14 protein-coding genes, 1 other RNA gene and 1 pseudogene are annotated in these 13,883 nt (G+C 38.1%); 10 read left to right on the top strand and 6 right to left on the bottom strand.

Annotated features, from left to right (window positions below; all coding sequences use genetic code 11):
- Positions 1-132 precede the first annotated feature (132 nt).
- The 3 genes from Aru01_RS16480 to Aru01_RS16470 all read left to right on the top strand — a co-directional run bounded on the left by Aru01_RS16480 (position 133) and on the right by Aru01_RS16470 (position 3,048).
- Positions 133-621: a phasin family protein gene (locus Aru01_RS16480; protein ID WP_016656712.1), complete on the top strand. Its 489-nt coding sequence runs from the start codon at positions 133-135 to the stop codon at positions 619-621.
- A 158-nt stretch (positions 622-779) separates the two neighbouring features.
- Positions 780-1,052, top strand: a complete 273-nt coding sequence (hbs, locus tag Aru01_RS16475; RefSeq protein ID WP_016656711.1) for a non-specific DNA-binding protein Hbs — start codon at positions 780-782, stop codon at positions 1,050-1,052.
- Between the two features lie 130 nt (positions 1,053-1,182).
- A complete protein-coding gene (locus tag Aru01_RS16470; protein WP_016656710.1) occupies positions 1,183-3,048 on the top strand; it encodes a SurA N-terminal domain-containing protein in 1,866 nt (621 codons plus the stop codon).
- A 95-nt stretch (positions 3,049-3,143) separates the two neighbouring features.
- Here Aru01_RS16470 and Aru01_RS16465 read toward each other — a convergent pair whose 3' ends face one another.
- Positions 3,144-4,073: an AraC family transcriptional regulator gene (locus Aru01_RS16465; protein ID WP_016656709.1), complete on the bottom strand. Its 930-nt coding sequence runs from the start codon at positions 4,071-4,073 to the stop codon at positions 3,144-3,146.
- A 206-nt stretch (positions 4,074-4,279) separates the two neighbouring features.
- Between Aru01_RS16465 and Aru01_RS16460 the strand changes: the two genes are divergently transcribed.
- The gene (locus tag Aru01_RS16460) at positions 4,280-5,497 is read left to right on the top strand and encodes an alkane 1-monooxygenase (RefSeq protein ID WP_016656708.1); all 1,218 of its coding nucleotides are present in this window, start codon (positions 4,280-4,282) and stop codon (positions 5,495-5,497) included.
- 140 nt (positions 5,498-5,637) lie between these two features.
- Here Aru01_RS16460 and Aru01_RS16455 read toward each other — a convergent pair whose 3' ends face one another.
- A complete protein-coding gene (locus Aru01_RS16455; RefSeq protein WP_016656707.1) occupies positions 5,638-6,459 on the bottom strand; it encodes a YbgF trimerization domain-containing protein in 822 nt (273 codons plus the stop codon).
- A 367-nt stretch (positions 6,460-6,826) separates the two neighbouring features.
- Here Aru01_RS16455 and ffs point away from each other — a divergent pair.
- An RNA gene (gene ffs / locus Aru01_RS16450) (signal recognition particle sRNA small type) lies at positions 6,827-6,923 on the top strand.
- A gap of 58 nt (positions 6,924-6,981) precedes the next feature.
- Here ffs and Aru01_RS16445 read toward each other — a convergent pair.
- The 4 genes from Aru01_RS16445 to Aru01_RS16430 form a co-directional block, all read right to left on the bottom strand.
- The gene (locus Aru01_RS16445; RefSeq protein ID WP_016656706.1) at positions 6,982-7,599 is read right to left on the bottom strand and encodes a regulatory protein RecX; all 618 of its coding nucleotides are present in this window, start codon (positions 7,597-7,599) and stop codon (positions 6,982-6,984) included.
- Between the two features lie 66 nt (positions 7,600-7,665).
- The gene (gene recA / locus Aru01_RS16440) at positions 7,666-8,709 is read right to left on the bottom strand and encodes a recombinase RecA (RefSeq protein WP_016656705.1); all 1,044 of its coding nucleotides are present in this window, start codon (positions 8,707-8,709) and stop codon (positions 7,666-7,668) included.
- 148 nt (positions 8,710-8,857) lie between these two features.
- Positions 8,858-9,298, bottom strand: coding sequence for an RNA-binding S4 domain-containing protein (locus Aru01_RS16435; protein ID WP_016656704.1), 441 nt, complete (start codon positions 9,296-9,298; stop codon positions 8,858-8,860).
- A complete protein-coding gene (locus Aru01_RS16430; protein ID WP_016656703.1) occupies positions 9,282-9,971 on the bottom strand; it encodes an HAD-IA family hydrolase in 690 nt (229 codons plus the stop codon). The genes Aru01_RS16435 and Aru01_RS16430 overlap by 17 nt, the downstream gene beginning before the upstream one ends.
- A 213-nt stretch (positions 9,972-10,184) precedes the next feature.
- Here Aru01_RS16430 and Aru01_RS18730 point away from each other — a divergent pair, with 213 nt between their 5' ends.
- From Aru01_RS18730 to Aru01_RS16410, 5 genes and pseudogenes are all read left to right on the top strand, one after another.
- Complete coding sequence (locus tag Aru01_RS18730) at positions 10,185-10,706, top strand: Arm DNA-binding domain-containing protein (RefSeq protein WP_016656702.1); 522 nt, start codon at positions 10,185-10,187, stop codon at positions 10,704-10,706.
- Positions 10,707-10,724: 18 nt separating this feature from the next.
- Positions 10,725-11,288 (top strand): annotated as a pseudogene (locus Aru01_RS18725) (tyrosine-type recombinase/integrase); the annotation flags it as partial.
- A gap of 232 nt (positions 11,289-11,520) precedes the next feature.
- Positions 11,521-12,903, top strand: a complete 1,383-nt coding sequence (locus Aru01_RS16420) for an SGNH/GDSL hydrolase family protein (protein ID WP_016656700.1) — start codon at positions 11,521-11,523, stop codon at positions 12,901-12,903.
- Positions 12,903-13,637, top strand: coding sequence for a hypothetical protein (locus Aru01_RS16415; protein ID WP_016656699.1), 735 nt, complete (start codon positions 12,903-12,905; stop codon positions 13,635-13,637). The genes Aru01_RS16420 and Aru01_RS16415 overlap by 1 nt, the downstream gene beginning before the upstream one ends.
- Positions 13,638-13,699: 62 nt before the next feature.
- Positions 13,700-13,883: holin (locus Aru01_RS16410; protein WP_042111628.1), on the top strand; the 184-nt coding region annotated here is incomplete at its 3' end.

The raw sequence follows: 13,883 nt of genomic DNA, 5'->3' as shown, positions 1-13,883 counted from the left end.
CGATTTTGCATACATCCTTTCTGATTTGTAGAACAGTTTACTTAAAGGTTCAAGTATTTTGTTTGTTACTATAAGTTCATTTTAAACATATTTATTATGTTAAAGCGATAAAACTTGCTGGAGTACAGTGCTATGGGACATAAAAAAAACAATTCTGAGGCTGTTGCTGCCGAGGAGCAGCAAAATAGTCAAAGGGCAAAGAAAAGTAAAATTCAAGCGACATCATCGACGAAGACTTCTTTGGATTTTCGCAAGTACACCAAACAAATTTGGTTGGCTGGGCTAGGGGCTTTTTCTAGAGTTGAGGAAGAAGGCAATAAGTTATTTGAATCTTTGGTAAAAGTCGGAGAGGAGCTAGAGCATTCCACCGAACAAATTATTGAACAACACTTCTCTCATGCTGAACAGCGTAGTGAGAGTTTGGTGAGCCACCCTAAAAGTCGTGTTGATAAACTACTTGAGCATAGTTTACAGCATGCTTTAGCGCGCTTAGGCTTAGTCACTGTTCAAGATTTACATCGTATAGAAAGTTTGATTATTGAGCTGCATCAGAAAGTCGATTCCTTGGCAGAAGAGAATCAAGAATTAAAAAAGGAACTTAAAAAAAACCAACTTAGTTAACGTATAAACAGCTTTTTTACCATTTTATGTGATTTATTTTTGTGAAAAGGCTAGGTCTAGTCTTGCGTTTCACCCCAAAGCATTGCTATAAAGTCGTCATGGCATTTTAACGACAAGCCTTGAAACTTAAACAAACGATACAAGAGGATGTAATCTTCATGAATAAATCAGAATTAATTGACGCGATTGCAGAAAAAGGGGGATTGTCTAAGACTGATGCTGGTAAGGCATTGGATGCGACTATTGCTTCTATTGGTGACGCACTGAAAAAAGGTGATACTGTAACTCTCGTTGGTTTCGGTACATTCAGTGTTAAAGACCGTGCAGCACGTACAGGTCGTAACCCAAAAACTGGTGAAGAGCTTCAAATTAAAGCAAGCAAAGTACCAAGCTTTAAAGCGGGTAAAGGGTTAAAAGACTCAGTTGCTTAAGCATAATGATTTTTAGAAACGCGCCTATCGGCGCGTTTTTTCTTGAATGTTTCAAATATTATAACTTTGCGCATACATTCAGTTTTGAAATTCAGTTAGAATCAATATGTAATAAAATATTGGAATACCTATGGAATCGTTTCGTAATCTCATTAGGGGTTGGTTTGGGAAGCTCCTGCTCGTTTTATTCTTAGCACTTTTTGCCTTAGTTGGGATGGAAAGTTATTTTGGTGGGGGGCAGTCTGCTGATGCTGCTGCGACTGTAAATGGTCAGGTAATTTCCAAAAAAGATTTAGATAACCAGACAAAATATATAAAAGATCAATATCTCAAATATGTTAATGGTGATGAAACTTTATTAAATCTCCCATTTATTGAAAAATTTGCACTAGATAGTTTAGTTGCACGAACTGTATTACTAGATCAAGCTAAAACATTAGGTGTTGCCTTAAGTGATGCACAAATTACTCAAATGTTTGCACAGTTACCTGAGCTGCAAGAGGGTGGTAAATTTTCCGAAGAAAAGTTTAATCAATACCTCGCGCAAAAAGGTATGAGTGGTCCAGCATTTATTAATAGTGTACGTCAAGATCATGCAGTTAAAATGCTGCAGGGCACTGTGATGAATTATGCTTTAGTAAGTCAGCAGGACCTCGCTAATATTATTAATTTGCAAGGTGAGAAACGCGATTTATTTTTAGCGAGTGTGAAACTCGATAGTTATAAAGATGCTATTAAAATTACTGATGCGGAAATTAGTGCTTATTACAACAAGCATAAAGCTCAGTTTAAACAGCCTGTACGTGTCGATGTTGATTATGTTTTATTAACACCCGCTATGGTAAATCAACAAGCAGTGACAGTAAGTGAAGATGAGTTGAAACTTGCTTATGCACAGCTTGTAGAAAAAAACCACAAGAATGCACAGCTTGATGTAAAACAAATTTTAATTGGTACAGAATCACGTACTCCAGAACAGGCTCAAACTTTGGCAAATGATGTTTTTGCTAAAATTAAATCTGGTATGAGTTTTGCTGATGCTGCTCAACAATATTCTGATGACCCTATCTCTAAATCTAAAGGTGGCGAGATTAGCTATGCAGAAGGAAGTTTTGGCAGTGAATTTGACGCAGCCGTGAAAGCAAGTAAAGGCCAAGTGCTAAAACCAGTGAAAACCCAATTTGGTTATCATTTAATTTTAGCGAAACAAGCGACAGCAGCAGCGCCTGAATTTGCAGCAGTCAAAGATCAGTTGACCTCTGAATTACAGGCGACTAAACAAGCCAATGTATTCTCGGATGCTGTAGGCCGTATTAACGATGCTGTTGTGAATAATGACAGTCTTGATCAAGTGGTACAGCAGGTTAAAGGTGCTAAAGTTGAATCTGTTAAAGGTTTGATGTTATCAAGCGTACATCCTGTACTGTCTGATCCAAATGTTAAAATTAAACTGTTTAATGATGACGTGAAAAATGGTGATCAAAATGCATCATCAAACATTCAGCTCGCCAATGGTGACACTGTTTGGGTGAAAGTGCGTCATTACCAAGCTGCTGGTGAACAAAGCTTGGCGCAAGCTAAAGCTAAAGTTGAACAAAAGCTTATCAATCAAAAAGCACTTGAAGCTGCTCAAGCTAAGATTGCAACAGTATTGGCCGAATTTAAAACTCAGCCAGCTCAGCAAGTTGCAGCAAAAAGTGGTTTAGCTTTTGAACATGCTGGGACATTTACTCGTTCACAAGGTTTGCGCCCTGAGATCGAACGCGCTGCATTTAGTCTTGCTGCACCTGCGAATGGCCAATGGTCTGTGACGACTGCTGCGATGGGTAATGAAATGATCATTGTTGCGGTGGCAAAAGTAGAAAAGGCTGCTGCAGATTCATTAACTGCTGAACAGCAATTGCAATTGACAAAAATGTACCAGCGTCAACGTGGTGAACAGCTGTTAGGTGACTATACTGAGTACTTAAAATCAAAAGCAAAAATTAAGGAATAGTTAAGCGTCAAAGTTGATATTTAACTTAAAAGGCACTACGGTGCCTTTTTTAATGCTTAAATTAAATGATTAATATAACAGTTTTAGGATCGGCTCTACTGATCCAAGCGGTGTTGTTTACGATACAGGGTTGGACTGGTATCAAATTGTTTTTTAAAGCTTTGACTAAATGCAGTATCAGAGCGATAACCAACATCATGCGCAATTTGTTTAATCGGGCTTTGACTATGGCGAAGTAAATGACTCGCTAGGTTTAAGCGGTGCTGCTGTAGATAAGCCAAAGGACTTTGTCCGACACATTGGTGAAAGAGGCTGGCAAACTTAGAACGTGACATACAACAACATTCAGCTAGGCTTTCTACAGTCCATACACGTTCAGGGTGGTTGTGAATCGCGCTCAAAGCATTGGCGAGTTGAGGGTGACTCAGTACATTTAACCAGTTTTGTGTATCTTGTACCTGCTGCATATAGTCACGAATACACTCGATAAAAAGTATCCCAATCAAATGATCTATGATTTTGGCACGGCCTAAACGAATACTCTGTGTTTCCAAAGTCAAAAAAGATAATCCGATTTCAAGCCACTGAGGGGTGTGTGGACCAGCTTGATTATGTAGATGGATAAAGTTAGGTAGGGCATTAAGCAATGGCTGTGCCATGAGCGAGTCAATTTGGCAGCGAATAGCCATAATCAAGTTAGGACTCATCTGGCCAGAACCAATGCTGACACGTTGTTGTGAGTAAAGGTCAAAGTAGGAAGTAATATCCGTGACCTCAATAAACTGCTTATTTGGTGCTGGATAACAACGATGACTTTGGCCTGTCGTAAGTAAAAAAATATCACCTGTAGTGAGCTGAACTGCTGTTTGATCAAGCTCAATATGCATTTCACCTGACAAAACAATATATACAATCAAAGCTGATTGTTGTTGTAGTTGGAAAGCCCAATCATTGCGTGTACTTAGATAAACATACTCAGCTTTGCTGATTTGGATATCATCGAGCACCGTACTTAATGCATCCATAATGTCATGAAAATATTGATTTATATAATTAATTAAATTGTAAATGTTTAAAAGATAAAGCGCATCTGTTTTTATAGGACAAAAACCTAGCTAGATGAGCCAAAGACGCTGAGTGTGTATTTATGGACGATAACAACTTCTTTTTATGGCGAGGATAAGTATAAATATAAATAGTGGTTTTTAACAAAGAATAAGGAAGTTAAAGCATGAATGCTCAAGCAAAATTAACGACTTTAGATCAGTCGATGATGTCGCCATTACAATTGGATAAAAAGCGTTATTTATGGATGATTAGTCCTGCTTTACCTATGATTGGTATTATGGCATTGGCGGGTTATCAATTTGCACCGCGCCCATTTAAAAAAGCATTTGCACTGACTGGACCTATTTTACTGCATGTTGTAATTCCTGCTGTTGATACTCTTATTGGTCAGGACCAACACAATCCAACTGCAGAACAGGTGAAGTTATTAGAACAAGATCGCTATTATGCACGATTGGTCAAGTCATTTATTCCGCTTCAATATGTTGCCAATATTTATGCAGCGTATGTGACAAGTCGTCCAAATACTCCGTTAATTGATAAAGTCTTATTGGGTATGTCAATGGGGGCTATTAATGGTGTTGCTATTAATACTGCTCACGAGTTGAGCCATAAATCGTCACGTTTAGATCATTTGCTTTCACACTTGGCATTAGTTCCTACAGGATATAATCATTTCCGTATTGAGCATCCTTATGGTCATCATAAGCGTGCTGCAACGCCAGAAGATCCTGCATCTTCACAGATGGGTGAAAGCTTTTATGCATTTTGGCCGAGAACAGTAATTGGTTCATTTCGTTCATCAATAGAAATTGAAACACGACGTTTAAAGCGTAAAGGCTTAGGTTTCTGGTCCAAAGAAAATGAGTTGCTACAGGGATGGGCAATGACTGCAGGTTTTCATACCAGCTTACTCGCTGTGTTTGGACGTGGATCGCTGCCGTATTTATTAACCCAATCTTTTTATGGAATCAGCTTATTTGAGTTGATTAATTATATTGAACATTATGGTTTATTGAGACAGAAAAAAGCTGATGGTCAATATGAGCGTATGATGCCTGAACATAGTTGGAATAATAATAATATTGTGACCAATCTATTTTTATACCAATTACAGCGTCATTCGGATCATCATGCTTATCCAACACGTCCATTTCAGGCACTGAGACATTTTGATGAAGCGCCTGAATTACCAGGGGGTTATGCCAGCATGCTATTACCTGCATTAATACCATCGCTGTGGTACAAAATCATGGATCCACTTGTGCATAAACACTATAAGGGAGACTTAACTAAAGCCAATATTTATCCTAAAGCACGCAATAAGATATTAAAAAAGTTTGGTTTATTTAAACAAGAACAAACAACAGATCAGCTTTAGAAAGTTTGCTGTGGCGATGTGTTTAGGTAGTGACTCTAAATCACCCCTAGATGAAGAGTGGTACTTCAGCATACGCAAATAGGATAAATAGCAGCCCTATAGGTTTACTTATAGGGCTGTTTTTTTAGAGAACATAGGTTTTATTTAAAGTATTTTGCTTCTTCAGACTTTGGATAAGCACTGAGCAGTTTGTTTTTATAAACTTTTGCTGTGGCTTGGTTTTTCTCTACATCGTTTGCAATACTATAAAGTTGATATAGCGCACGTGATGCTTTGGCTGAATTAGGGAATTTAGATGCTACAACTTCATAATTTTTCTTTGCTTCTTTATAGTTAGGTGGCTCGATTGCAAGATTGAACTCTGCTAACCAAAAATATGCATTACCTGTATAAACACTGTCGGGATAACTTTTAATAAAATTTTGCATTGGAGCAATGGCTTTTTTTGCACCACCTTGTTTATAAGCATCTAAAGCAACAGTATAGGCAGCTTTTTCAAGTTCCTGTTGATTCGCTGGAACGGGTGCAGGAGCGGGTACTATGGTATTGGTTGCTGTATTATTTGTGTTTGCTGTGGGAGCAGGGTTAGGAGTTGCATCAGGTTGGTTGTCTTGTTCATCTGGTTGATCAGATGACTGCAATAAAGTTAAGCGCTGATCAAGGTCAGCATAACGGCTATTGAGTTCCTTGGTAAGTTGATCGATTTGATGATCTTGCTCTTCAATTTTTCCACGTAGTTCACGAATTTGATTTTCTAGGTTTTGTGCCTTTTGCAATAAATCCCAGCTTGGATTACCAGAGATTGGTGAACTGTTTTCCATACTGCTATTAGGGTTTTGAATGCTGCTCTGCGCTGATGATGGGTTTGTTTGACTTAAGCCGCGAGATTCGATGGGAATCGCATAGAGTCCTGCTGAGCTGAAAAGGGAAAGTGCGAGTAGCGCATGCTGTTTAAGCGTCATAGAAAAACCCGAGTAGTTGAACTGATAAGCAATCTATCATTTATGTATTTTTATACAACCCTTCGATTTTCCACCATATTTAGACAATAGGGGCAACATGGCAAGATAAAATCAGTATGATAGGATCAGTGAACATTTAAAACGGCTGATGCTTGAATTGCAAGTTCGATTTACAAAGTTAAGCATATTTTAAAGGAATTAAATCACTATATATTTTAATTGAGTGGTTTGCTGCGCTGCTTAAATATACAAAATTGGTCAATTTGCTGTGCAAATGAGCAAACAGAACGATAAGATGAGTTTTTTTACAGTTGTGACTTGCAACTCGATAAAAAATCAATATACTTTGTTCCTGTAATGGTAACCCTGCTGGTGGTTTCGCAATTATACTCTGTAAACCCCGCCAGGACCGGAAGGTAGCAACGGTAGCAGATCTATGATGTGCCGGAATTTTGCTAGTAGGGTTGCCACCATAATTATAATGATTCATTTTATTTTTATTGAACTACAAATTTAATCTTCTTAATCTTCCTCATATTCTTTTCTTGAAATTGCTTTCATCACGACATCCATTTGAAAACCACGATACAGTAAAAAGCGTGCCTGCTTTGCTTTTAGCTTCGGATCTGTTGCAACCTCAGTACCATACTTTCGAATTTTGAGTTGATATGCTTGGGCAAACCAGTCTATTTCTTTCAATTGTTCTTTTACATGTGCTTGATCTAATGCCTTGCTTTTTAATACTTGCTTAATACGTTGTGGCCCTTTACCGCGTTGCATTTGGCTGCGTACGGTCATTTCAGCAACTCGTTCATCACTCTGATAGTTTGCTGCTGCAAATTCATCGACTAAAGCCAGTACCTCATCATAACTTTGTGCATAAGTTGATAACTTTTCAATGAGTTCTTTTTTAGAGTACTCACGGCGAGTAAGCACAGCAAATGCATATGAGCGTAGTCGTGTGCCAGTTAGACCTGTGGTCTTTGGCGTTGTTTGATCAGATTGTACTACTGAAGGATCTTCACTTTGATCTAGGTCATTTGAGGAGATGTTGGCTGGTGGTGCTGACATTTCAGAGTTGTCATATTCAGCCTTTATGCTTTGATAATCAAGTTGTTTGGGAAAAGGTGATGTGGGCATTTGAGCTCCTTCATTGAGGTTAATAAAAAACACCCCTAAGGGCGTTTTTTATTACGATAGAGAGGATTATTCAGCAAGAAGGTCAGCAGGTTCTTCTTCTTGTTCCTCAGCTGCAGCAATTTGAGTTGTCAGAAGCTTTTCACGAATTAAACGATCAAGTTCTTGAGCAATTTGTGGGTTTTCTTCTAAATGACGGATAACATTGTTTTTACCTTGGCCAATTTTATTGCCTTGGTAAGAGTACCACGCACCGGCTTTTTGAACGAGCTCTTGTTGTACAGCTAAGTCAACAAGTTCACCCAGTTTGTTGGTACCTTTGCCATATAAAATTTGGAAAAGTGCTTCTCTAAAAGGAGGAGCCATTTTGTTTTTGACGACTTTAACTTTGGTTTCAGAACCAATGATTTCATCGCCTTCTTTCACTTGACCAATACGACGAATGTCTAGGCGTACAGAAGCATAGAATTTAAGTGCGTTACCACCGGTTGTGGTCTCTGGGCTACCAAACATAACACCAATCTTCATACGGATCTGGTTAATGAAGATCACCATACAGTTGGAGCGTTTGGCATTACCTGTGATTTTACGCAGGGCTTGGCTCATCAAACGTGCTTGTAAGCCCATATGTGAGTCACCCATTTCGCCTTCAATTTCTGCACGTGGGGTCAGTGCTGCAACAGAGTCGACAACAATTAAATCAATAGCGCCAGAGCGAACTAACATGTCTGCAATTTCTAGGGCTTGTTCACCGTTATCTGGCTGAGAAACCAAGAGGTTATCAATGTCCACACCTAACTTACGTGCATATTGTGGATCAAGAGCGTGTTCTGCATCAATAAATGCACAGGTTCCGCCAGCTTTTTGACACTCAGCAATCGCTTGCAAAGTCATAGTCGTTTTACCTGAAGATTCAGGACCGTAGATCTCGACGATACGACCTTTAGGTAAACCACCTATACCTAGAGCAATATCTAGTGTTAAAGAACCGGTGGACACGGCTTCAACGGCTTGTACTGTATTTTCACCTAAGCGCATGACGGTGTTTTTACCAAACTGTTTTTCAATTTGACTTAGCGCTGCTGTGAGTGCTTTGCTCTTGTTCTCATCCATCTTTCTAACCTCAATACAATATTTAATTCACTAACTATTTAAGTGGATGTCTTTGATTTGGGATCATGTCCACGGCAATAATAGTGACAGAAAAGCAGGGTATGTTCTATCTGTTTTTAAGGCATTACGTCACAGTATGTCGCATGGCTTAATCATCATGATAAGACCAGGTGCGTTGCGTCTGTTGATCATTGTCATGCTTAAATTTTTGCAGGTCTCGGCGATCTTTTTTGCTAGGTCGATGTTCGGGACGCGCTAAATTATGCAATTTTCTTTGGGTAGAATGCAATTCTCGGCGTGTGATACTGTCTGAAGTTTCATCATAAAGCTGTTGTGCTACAGGTGCAGGACCTCGCTGTGCGGAGAGTCCTTTGATTAAAACAGTTTTCTTATCAAAACCTTGTTGAATGGTGAGTTGCATACCAACACGTATTTCTTTGGAAACTTTAACGCGCTCACCTTGATGATGCACCTTTCCACCTTCAATGGCTTCTTTTGCGGCAGAGCGTGTTTTAAAAAAACGAGCGGCCCAAAGCCATTTGTCTACACGCATTGCTTCTAAAGGAAGAGATTCAGGCTGTTTGCTCATGTTTGACCTTTGTATTGATCTTACCTAAGTAATCTAAGAGTTCAGTTAAATCCTGAATTGCTGGATAGTCAAGCTCTGTCGCTGTACGTGCTGCTCGGCCGCTTGAGGGTTGGACAATACTGAGTAAATGCTGGATACCAAACTGCTGTGCGGCATCTAAGACTGGGGCAGTATCATCAATAAAAACTACTTGTTCAGGTGAAAATGGATGTAATGCTTGTAGTTTTTGCCAAAACAACTGATGTTCTTTGCTATAACCGAACTGTTCACTGCTTAAAATGACTTCAAAATAAGGACTCAACTCAATCTGATCCAGTTTTAATTTAAGGCCTGCTTGATCTGCATTGGTTAATAACCAGCAGCGATAACCCTGCTTATGAAGCTGTTCTAGAAGCTCGAAGCAACCAGGACGTGGGGCAATATATTGTTTAAAGTCGTATTGTAGTTGTAAGACATCCACCCCGACAGTTGCTGTCCAATAATCTGAAGAATACCAAGAAATAGTATGCTTATGTTGTTGATAAAATTGATTTAAACTTGTCTGGCTTTGTTCTAGACTACATTGATGGTTTTCAGCATGACGTATGGCAAGTTGTTGGTTCCAAATTAGGTCATCAAAAGCTAAGTCAAGTAGGGTGCCATCCATATCGAACATAATAATGGTATCTTTCATTTAAATTTACTCAATGTTTCTCAATGTCCAAAAAGTTAAAGTAAGTATCTGTTAATTAGAGAAAATATTATTTCTTAAAGCATAACAACATCGTTTAATATCTTTCAATGTTTAACAAGGTTTTTCATGTTTTAAGAGAAAGTGTGTACATAATTGTGTACATATTTTCTTTAGGATATCCTTGTCATAATTATAGCTCATTGGGATAGGTAAATGGCTTTAAGTGATTCCTGGTTGAAATCAAACAATGGAAAACAACGTGAAAACGTCGAAGAATTTGCCGATAGAGAATCGTTGTCAGCTCGCATTTCACCAAGGGGAAAAATTGTTTTTCAATTGAGATATAGATTTAATGGGAAAGCAAAAAGACTCGATATTGGCACTTATCCATTAGTTAGCCTAAAAGATGCTAGAAGCATGGCACAAAAATTTAGAGCTGAACTTGACCAAGGAAGAGACCCACAGCAAATAAAATTACGCCGTGATGATGATTACAATAAGCAGCCAACTGTTAAGGATATTTGTACTGAGTGGTTTGATAAGATTGCGATCAATAAGGTGTCTTGTAAAGATGATGCAAGGGCCTTTGAAATACATGTTTACCCTAAAGTTGGTAAACGCATATGTGATGAAGTTTCACTTCAAGAATGGTCAAATTTACTATTTAAAATTGCTGAAGATGCGAAAACGGTTTCAGTCAAAGTCCTAGGTAATCTTAAGATGATTATGCGCTGAGGGTGTATTCACGGGAGATTGAATAATCAACCAATACAACACATCAAGGCCGCAGACTTAAATGTTAAAAAAATTGTTCGTTCAAGATTCTTAACAGAGCAAGAATTATTTTATGTGGTTCATGCTTCGTTGAGATCTACAAACATGTCACCTAAAAATAAGGCAATCATATTGATGTTATTATTTTATGGATGCCGTGTAGGTGAGTTGAGACTGGCAAAGAAAAGTGACTTTGATTTTCAGAAAAATATTTGGCATATCCCAATTGAGAATCATAAGATGGGAACTAGATCTCGTAAGTCTATTGTCCGTCCAATAATTCCTGAAATTAAACCTTTTCTTAAAACTATTTTTTCTTTATCCCCTAATAGCTGTGAATATGCATTTCCAAGCCTGAAAGGCCAGACATACACAATGCTTGCTAAAGGTTTTCAAACAACTATCCCAATGCATGTAGATATTAATATTGAGAAAAGATTTGGAGTGAGTATTCCTAAGTGGTCAACCCATGATTTACGAAGAACAATGCGAACACATATTTCTGAACTAGCACCACCACATATCTGCGAAATCATGTTGGGGCATGGATTGCCTCAAATTTGGGGTACATATGATTTGAATGAGTATCTGGAGCCTCAGGCGCTAGCTTACAGCAAATGGTTTGCGAAGCTATGCGCCATTATTGACAATTATGAAAGATTTGATATCAAAGGCTGTATATCCAGCGATTCAAGAAATCCGTTTCTTTCCTCCCAAGAAGCAACCGCTTTAATTCCATAGCGAGAGGACTCGTCGTGGTAAAGAATATCCAACTATGCCCAATGCAATTCGCCAAATCATGGAAAATGGTGGATTTATGCCATTTGCTACTGAAGCAGAGTTACTTGCCTATGTGCCTAATATTAGTCCAAGTGCAGCTAAAGCAATGGATACTAAAAAGGTTTGGCTTTGGAAAGATAATGGCTGGTACGACACTGGTTTAAGTGAGTTGGATCAGGCTATAAGTCGAGTACAACAACAGGTTCCTAAATTAGAATCTTCATCTGAAAACATTTTTACAGTTACTGACGCAAATGGTCTTGAGACATGGATTGGTGCAGATCAGGATGGTGAACTTACAACTAAAGCGCTATCTTCAATACAGAAAGCGCAAAGCTTCTCATCTCAAAAGTATGGTGGCCTGATGTTCACAGATGAAAATGGTGTTTTATACGATTTGGCTTTAAATCCTGATGGAACATTTTCTAATCATACCAAGGAGTCATTAAGTACAAATGATTCAATGTCAGAAAATGATTTTTATTTTGATTCAGATAATCAACTTAAAAAGATCAAGAGTGTTAAACACAAGTCGATTATTCTTGGTTCTTCAACACTTTGGCTGATGCAAGCTAATATGTCATCAATGTTAAATTCAGATTTTAAGTTTTCTGATATTTATCAGGGTGGTGTAAGTGGTGAATCTATTGAACAAATCGCAAATAGGTTCGGTGCTATTCCAGTCAAAATAAAATTTGATGGCGATAAAATAATCCCTGGTCAAAACTTTATTTCAGTTGATTTTGATGGTCTTACAACTTTGGTGAGTGCTAAATCTACAAGACCTGTAATTGGTCATATTGCTGTAGGTGGCCGTATGGTGTCAGGTACATTCTCCTATAACACTACTGAAAATAAATTCATGTTTACAAGCCAAAGTGCAGATGAGATTTATGCAGCAAATCAGTATGAATTTATTTCTAATTTCACATCATATTCTGACTCGGATTTATTAATTTTAAATGCTGGTAAAAATAATGTTGGTCAAAATAATGAGCATGGTACAGCTGCATATATCAATGATTCAACATTACGTATTTTTAAGCATATGCAACCATTGGCCAAACATATCATTGTTGCATCGCACTTCTCAAATACAACTTCAAATGATGCTGTTCTTAAAATCGTAAACGATGTGAATGCTCAATATGAAAAACAGTATGGTGCACTCTATTTTGATATGAATGCTTATCTCATGAGTCCAGAAGTATGGAGTGACACAGGTATTACTCCAAATGAAATAGATCTTCAAAAGCAAAAAGAAGGGCGCTTACCTTTATCTTTAGCGCGAGATACAGGATCACATTTAAATGATGTAACTAATGCAGCAGTTATTCAAAAACTTAAACAATTTATTTTAGAAAAAGGATGGTACTAATGGGCTTAGTTATTTCAACTCAAGGTGTGATTCAGTCAAGCCAATCTCGTAATGTAGTTTCTCAAATTAAGGCAGATGTACTTGCTTTGCTTGATGCACGTTACTATGCAAAAGAATACAATGCTGGGGATCGAGTGGGACCCTTAAATGTGCATGGTAATAGCTTACCAGTCTATAAACATTTGCGTGCATCAGCGAACGTAAATAACCCAAATTTACCACTCATGTCAGCAGATCAATCTTTACGCTTTAGTGGCGATTCAAGCTTACGAACAGACACTTTTACATTGTTAAAAAAAGAATTTACTTGTGCGTTTGTACTGAAGTTAGATGATGACAGTGCTGGTGGAATGTTATTTAGATTAGGCAATCCTTCCGATGCATCAAGTTCTAAGAATATTCTATATAGTGCGAACAATAAAACATTATCATTTCGTCAAAACATTAGTAATATCATCACTATTAGTGACTTCGATCCTAATAAAACTAATGGATATTTCTTGGTAATTGTTAGTGCCTCTGCGAATCAAACAATGATGGTTGTAGGTGATGGTGGCATATTATCTGGTGTTCCTGTGGCATTAGAAGCTAATTACTTACAACTAATGTCAGGTGATCATGCTTCTGATAAAGTCACTGGAAACCTTAAATATTTCAGCTGGTACGATGGTGCTGCAACTAAAGAAGAAATCTTAAAGCTTCAACAGATATTAAAACAGAACTTCAACCTTTGAGTAGTTAGTTTAAGAATGACCCGCGAAAGCGGTTTTTTTATGTCTAAAATTTGGGGAAACGTATGAGTGATAACACTCAATATCTAGAAGCAAGTGCAACACTTGTATCAAAAGCAGCACCAGCGATGTATGCAGGAGGTGGAGCCTCAGCAGTTGCATTGCTGATGTCAATTGACTGGCTTGCGGTCATTGGTGTTGTACTTGCTATTGCTGGTTTTATTGCAAACCAGCGTTACCAGCGCAAGA

Source organism: Acinetobacter rudis, from assembly GCF_000829675.1.
Lineage (GTDB): Bacteria > Pseudomonadota > Gammaproteobacteria > Pseudomonadales > Moraxellaceae > Acinetobacter > Acinetobacter rudis.
Note: the sequence above shows the minus strand (reverse complement) of the source record. Positions and strands in the feature narration are given on the sequence as shown.

Coding starts and splice junctions, on each gene's coding strand:
- Aru01_RS16480 (WP_016656712.1), top strand. CDS start 133: ATGGGACATAAAAAAAACAATTCTGAGGCTGTTGCTGCCGAGGAGCAG.
- hbs (WP_016656711.1), top strand. CDS start 780: ATGAATAAATCAGAATTAATTGACGCGATTGCAGAAAAAGGGGGATTG.
- Aru01_RS16470 (WP_016656710.1), top strand. CDS start 1,183: ATGGAATCGTTTCGTAATCTCATTAGGGGTTGGTTTGGGAAGCTCCTG.
- Aru01_RS16465 (WP_016656709.1), bottom strand. CDS start 4,073: ATGGATGCATTAAGTACGGTGCTCGATGATATCCAAATCAGCAAAGCT.
- Aru01_RS16460 (WP_016656708.1), top strand. CDS start 4,280: ATGAATGCTCAAGCAAAATTAACGACTTTAGATCAGTCGATGATGTCG.
- Aru01_RS16455 (WP_016656707.1), bottom strand. CDS start 6,459: ATGACGCTTAAACAGCATGCGCTACTCGCACTTTCCCTTTTCAGCTCA.
- Aru01_RS16445 (WP_016656706.1), bottom strand. CDS start 7,599: ATGCCCACATCACCTTTTCCCAAACAACTTGATTATCAAAGCATAAAG.
- recA (WP_016656705.1), bottom strand. CDS start 8,709: ATGGATGAGAACAAGAGCAAAGCACTCACAGCAGCGCTAAGTCAAATT.
- Aru01_RS16435 (WP_016656704.1), bottom strand. CDS start 9,298: ATGAGCAAACAGCCTGAATCTCTTCCTTTAGAAGCAATGCGTGTAGAC.
- Aru01_RS16430 (WP_016656703.1), bottom strand. CDS start 9,971: ATGAAAGATACCATTATTATGTTCGATATGGATGGCACCCTACTTGAC.
- Aru01_RS18730 (WP_016656702.1), top strand. CDS start 10,185: ATGGCTTTAAGTGATTCCTGGTTGAAATCAAACAATGGAAAACAACGT.
- Aru01_RS16420 (WP_016656700.1), top strand. CDS start 11,521: ATGCCCAATGCAATTCGCCAAATCATGGAAAATGGTGGATTTATGCCA.
- Aru01_RS16415 (WP_016656699.1), top strand. CDS start 12,903: ATGGGCTTAGTTATTTCAACTCAAGGTGTGATTCAGTCAAGCCAATCT.